The following is a 5,810-nucleotide window of genomic DNA, read 5'->3' as shown; positions in this document are numbered from 1 at the left end:
CAATCATCCACAACTCAAATTTGATAGAGAAAAATTTTCAATAAGTGTTTAAGGGGGCACTACTGAGAACACTATGCATGAGTGAATATTTCGCTATCGCTCATACTCACCATGCAATTCACCGTTATGAGCAATCCTCGATGAAAAAAATTGAAATTTCCACAGCTAACGAAAGCATCGTATCTTAAGCATAGTGCTCTATGCAAGACCGATTTTTTAAGTGGCGCTCATAAAGCCCGTCGCGCAATCCTGGTTGGAATGTAAAAAGTCCCGAAGATACATTTCGAGACTTGTGAAAAATTTCATTGGAGGCGCAAAGATTTTGATCTTATGTGACCCCGTTTAGAATATTATCTTTTCCAATATACATTCTCTTAGAGCCATTTTCTAATTTTTAAAACCTAAATCATGGGAAGAAGAAAAGTGAAAATGGATATTATCCACCCTCATGCTGCTGGTATTGATATTGGCAGTCGTTCACATTATGTAGCTATTGGTCAGACCGATAGTGAAGTCAAAGAATTTGGTGTCTTTGCTGAGGATAATGAAGTACTCGCCAAATGGCTTAAGCAACACAATGTCAAAACTGTGGCAATGGAGTCAACAGGAACTTACTGGCAAAACCTCTACTTAGTCCTGCAAGAAAAAGGGTTTGAGGTCATCCTTGCTAATGGAAAGTTCACCAAAAACATTAAAGGACGAAAAACTGATGTTCAAGATTGTCAGTGGATTCAAAAGCTTCATACCTTGGGATTGCTGACTGGAAGCTTCCTTCCTGACGACCAGACTGAACAACTAAGAACATACTGTAGACAAAGAACTGCTTGGCTCAATCAAGGAGCTGCGGTCATTCAAAAAATGCAAAAATTTCTAAGACTTCTCAACCTTAGACTTGATGTAGCAGTCACTGATATTGCAGGACTTACAGGACTTAAAATAATCGACGCAATCTGTAAAGGAATTACAGATCCTAAAGAACTTTCAAAACTCGTTCATCGCAATTGTAAAAAGTCTCCTCAAGAAATTGCCCGTGCTTTAAATTGCAATCATAGACAAGATTTATTATTCGGACTGAAGCAAGAATATGAAACTTATAAATTCATCAGAGTAAAAATTGAAGAATGTGATAATCATATTAAGATTTTCATAGACCAACACTTCAATCAAAATCCGGAATTGAAAGAACTCGAAGCTCCTAAGAAGATCTACAAAAAGAGAAACAAGAATGCACCCAAGAATATGGATCTCAATCAGATTTCTTACCAATACTTTGGAGGAGTAGATCTGATGACAATTGAAGGTGTCTCCGACAGAACTGTGATTGCACTAATGAGTGAATTAGGACCTCAGGGATTTAAAAAATTCCCCACTTATAAACACTTTACTTCTTGGCTAAGACTTGCTCCAAACAATAAAATATCGGGAGGAAAGAAATTAAGTAGAAGAGTCGGAAAAGGAAGCAATAATGTCAAAATTGCATTAAGAAGAGCTGCCAATGTAATAGGTAACCTCAAAGATTCACATCTTGGGCAGTTCTTTAGAAGGATCGCCTACCGCAAAGGACGTGTGGCTGCCATCACAGCAACAGCACGTAAACTTGTAGTCATTATTTGGAAAATGGTTGTTGAGAAAGTACCTTACAATCCACCAGAACCATACTTGTTCAGAGATCAGAAAAGATCCAAAATGCTCAAAGAATTGAAAAAGAAAATCAACAAATTAAATATTTCCCCTATGGAATTAGGACTGAATATCAGTAACTTGGAATAACGTTAGTTAGAAGCAAAAATAAAAAATGAACATTGAGCAAGAAATATCAGACTGGATAGAAGGAAGTAAATATTGGTTGATTTATGCTACAAATCAATTATTAGATAAAAAAGAATGTGACCAAGATTTTATTGAGGAAATCTATCAGTTGTTTCTTGAAGACAATGATCTAAAAGAAATTGACAACCCAAGACAGAAATTAGAACAAGCTAAAAAATCAACTGATTCTACATCATCACAAATTTTAGGAATAAGTAAAATTAAAAACATCAAAAATGTTAACGCATTAGAAGAAGAGCAAGAAATACAATTATCTAATAGACTTACAATAATATTTGGAGAAAATGGAACAGGAAAGTCAGGATATACAAGGCTACTAAATAATGCATTTAATTCAAGAGGAGATACAGAGATTTTAGCAGATATAAACAAATCTGATGAGCAAGAAGAACCAGAATGCCAATTTGATATTCTAACAGATACAGGTATAGAGGAAGTAACTTATCCAACTCAAAGTGACCATCAAGTATTTCATAAATTTTCAGTATTTGACTCAAAAGCAGGAACAATTCAATTAACTCAAGAAAACAACCTGATTTTTACACCTAATGGTTTTGATTATTTCGAAAAACTAATGAAGTTGTTTTTGGGATTAAAAGAACTTCTGAGCAATGATATTGCCCGCAGTAACAAACCCAATGAATTCATTTCAAACTTTAGATTTGAGAATAAAATTCAGAAATTAATATCAAATCTATCAGCCACGACAAAAAAAGAAGACCTAAAAGCTTATGAAACCTTTACACAAAAAGATCAGGAAAAAATAGAGGAGTTAATTCATAAAAAGCAATCTCTGGCTAAAGAGAATATTCCAAAAAAGATTGAAGAACTTTCAAAAAGGAAAACAGAAATCATAAAATTAGGAGAATATATTAACTCCTATCTTAGTAAACTATCTAAAGATGACATTGAACTATATAACTCCCTTATTGAACTCAAATTAGATCTTGAAAAGAGAGAAAAAACAGAAGGAATTAAATCTTTCGAGAACTATAACATTCCAAACATTGGATCTTATGAGTGGAAGTCATTCTTAGAAAGATCATCTGAATACATAGCAACTTTTACAAACTCAAAAACACATTTAGTACAATGTCCTCTTTGCCTTCAATCATTAAATGAAAAAGAGAATGAATTATTTGAAGCCTATTGGAATTTACTAAAGAGTGAAGTCCAAAAGGAGATAAATAGAGTGAAAGAAAAAATTGAAAAATCAGTATCCGCAATTAAAGCATTACCTAATCTGAAATTTGACTCATCAACTTCACTTTATAATTATCTAAAAGAAGAGCATAATGACATTGTAGATACAACAAAAGAAATCATTCAATATTGCAATAATAATACTGGTAACATATTATCTAAACTATCGCAAGCGCAGTCAAAAATTGAATTACAGTATAAAACATTCGATCTTAAATATTTGAATGAGCCAGTAAAAAGAATAAATGACCTGGGAAAAGCCCTTATTGAAAAAGACCCAACAAAAGAAATAGCCCAGATTCAAAATTCCATAAATGAATTGAACGACACAAAACTACTTTCTCAATTATTACCTTCTATAAATAAGTGGCTAGCAGAATTGAAATGGTCTGAAAAAGCAAACAAAGCAGTCAATTCATTAAAAACTAATGCAATAACAAAAAAGCAAGGTGAATTATTTCAAGTGGCAATTACAGAAAAATACAAAAGTGAATTCGAAAAGGAATGCAAAGCTATAAGAGCTCCTAAAGTAGTTGAAATTAATCAAAGGAATTCTAAAGGAACTACACTTAGAAGATTACAAATAAAGGGTACAGCTGCAAATAAAATTTTAAGCGAAGGAGAACAAAAATCCATTTCACTTGCAGATTTCTTTACTGAGAATGGTTTAGATACTGAAAACATAGGGTTAATATTTGATGATCCGATTACATCACTAGATCACAAAAGAAGAAAACTAATTACCAAAAGAATCATAGAAGCATCAAAAACTAAACAGGTTGTAATTTTCACTCACAGCATAACATTTTTGATGGAACTTGAAAAGTATGCAGGTGAAGAAAATGTAGAATGTGAAATAACTACAATGAGAAGATTTAAAGATGCTGTAGGAGTAATACGACCAGAACTTCCTTGGGTTGCTCAAAAGGTATCAAAAAGAGTAAAATATTTAAGGGATGCATTGGTACGCATAAGAAAGATTGAAACTGAATCACCTGATTTGTATGAGCAAGCAATTAAAGGATGGTATGTGTTTTTACGAGAAGGATGGGAAAGAGCAGTTGAAGAGAGACTTTTGAAAGGAGTTGTGACGAGATTTGGATTTGGTGTTTCTACAAAACCACTAAGAAGAATATCAATTACAGAAGATTTATTAGATCGTGTTGAAAAAGGAATGACAGAGGGTTCTGATTGGGCTCATGATTCAGCAAGTAATCTTAACCCTACTTTACCGACAATAGAAGATGCAGAAGCTGCATTGTCTGAATTTGATGAATTCTGTAAAATATGTGGAGCATAAAGCCAGCTCATAACAGGTGGCGATGATGGAAGAGCTCCTAACGTCGCTCCTCCACATGCCACAGACCCGTTATGGGTAATTATGTCATACTAAATCTGACAAAATTTGCAGGAGCGGATTTAGTAAATTTACATATTGAGTGAATTGCTTCTAACTCAGATAATTGAATATTTCTGATTAAATAGGTACATTTAGAACATATAAAGTATCTGACATTCAATCAATTAAACAATGAATGAATGGCAATCCAATTATTAAACACCTTCAAAATGAAAAAGCGAGACTTTCTTAAAAATTGCCTGCTGACTACAGCACCTTTAGCAATAGGCGTACTAAATAAATTGCCCTTAGAAATGTTAAATTCTGATATTCATAAATTAACAATTGGAAATGCCAATTGTACTATTTATAAAGACCTTCTCTTTAACTACAAAGCCACAGACTATTTCATAAATGCAGAACCAAATGAACTTGAATCATATCTAACAAAATATAACATTAATCCAGACCAAATTAATTCTCCATTTATTGCTATGCTGATTGAATTAGATGATCGCAAAATTCTAATTGACACCGGATCTGGCTATTCCAATACACCAATTTCATTTAGAGGAAGAACATTCCCTCTTAAAGGACAACTATTAAGTTTATTATCGCAATCCGAAGTTGATAATGAGAGTATTACAGATGTCATCATTACTCATTTTCATCCAGATCACATCGGAGGTATTTATTCTGATGGCAAACTAAATTATCCGAATGCAAAATTTCACGTACATCAAAAGGAATGGGATTACTGGAATACAAATAAATCAATTAATGAGAATCCATTATTTCAGCTTTTTGTAGAAAAAAACATCAAGCCACTTTCAAATGAAAATCTCAGCTTTGTAAAGCAAGATGAATATGAGATAATCCCAGGAATTACATCAATAATTGCTTCTGGTCATACTCCTGGTCAAATTGCAATTTTAATAAAATCGGGAGATGAATCAATTTTGTACACTTCGGACTCATTTTTACATCCAATTCATATTGAGAAGTTAAATTGGAGAACTAATTATGATAATGATCATAAGAAAGCCAGATCAACAAGAGAAAAATTACTAAATATTTCGATTACTGAAAATGCTCTCATAAATTCTTTCCATTTTGATTTCCCAGGATTAGGAATTGCAGAGCAAAATGAGAGTAATTGGAAATGGATTAGCAAAGCGTAACTACCCATAACACGCTGTAACACGTCATGGCTGCTATCGCAGACGCCACGACGGTTACAGCTATCACGTTAGTGGTAAGCAATTTATACGATCGGAGGCTTGATACTTAGTAAAAAGATTTTTATCTTTGCACGTATCAATTAATACGTATGTCAACGAAATTAACATTATCGATAGAGAAAGATGTAATAGACAAGGCGAAAAGATATGCAAAGAAGCAAGGTCGAAGTCTTTCCAACATAATAGAGGAATATTTG

General features: G+C 33.2%; 4 protein-coding genes. All 4 read left to right on the top strand.

Annotated elements, in window-relative coordinates:
• Positions 1–408: 408 nt before the first annotated feature.
• Positions 409–1,770, top strand: coding sequence for an IS110 family RNA-guided transposase (locus L2567_RS20405; RefSeq protein WP_235299714.1), 1,362 nt, complete (start codon positions 409–411; stop codon positions 1,768–1,770).
• 25 nt (positions 1,771–1,795) lie between these two features.
• Entirely contained in the window at positions 1,796–4,333 is a 2,538-nt protein-coding gene (locus L2567_RS20400; RefSeq protein ID WP_235299713.1) for an AAA family ATPase, read from the top strand.
• Positions 4,334–4,602: 269 nt separating this feature from the next.
• Positions 4,603–5,553, top strand: a complete 951-nt coding sequence (locus L2567_RS20395; RefSeq protein WP_235299712.1) for an MBL fold metallo-hydrolase — start codon at positions 4,603–4,605, stop codon at positions 5,551–5,553.
• A 149-nt stretch (positions 5,554–5,702) separates the two neighbouring features.
• Positions 5,703–5,810 (top strand): DUF6364 family protein (locus L2567_RS21415; RefSeq protein WP_406626738.1); only part of this gene is annotated, 108 nt, incomplete at its 3' end.

Origin of the sequence: Portibacter marinus (genome assembly GCF_021533195.1) — a bacterium.
In the GTDB taxonomy this organism is placed as follows: Bacteria; Bacteroidota; Bacteroidia; order Chitinophagales; family Saprospiraceae; genus Portibacter; species Portibacter marinus.
Note: the sequence above shows the minus strand (reverse complement) of the source record. Positions and strands in the feature narration are given on the sequence as shown.

Coding starts and splice junctions, on each gene's coding strand:
- L2567_RS20400 (WP_235299713.1), top strand. CDS start 1,796: ATGAACATTGAGCAAGAAATATCAGACTGGATAGAAGGAAGTAAATAT.
- L2567_RS20405 (WP_235299714.1), top strand. CDS start 409: ATGGGAAGAAGAAAAGTGAAAATGGATATTATCCACCCTCATGCTGCT.
- L2567_RS20395 (WP_235299712.1), top strand. CDS start 4,603: ATGAAAAAGCGAGACTTTCTTAAAAATTGCCTGCTGACTACAGCACCT.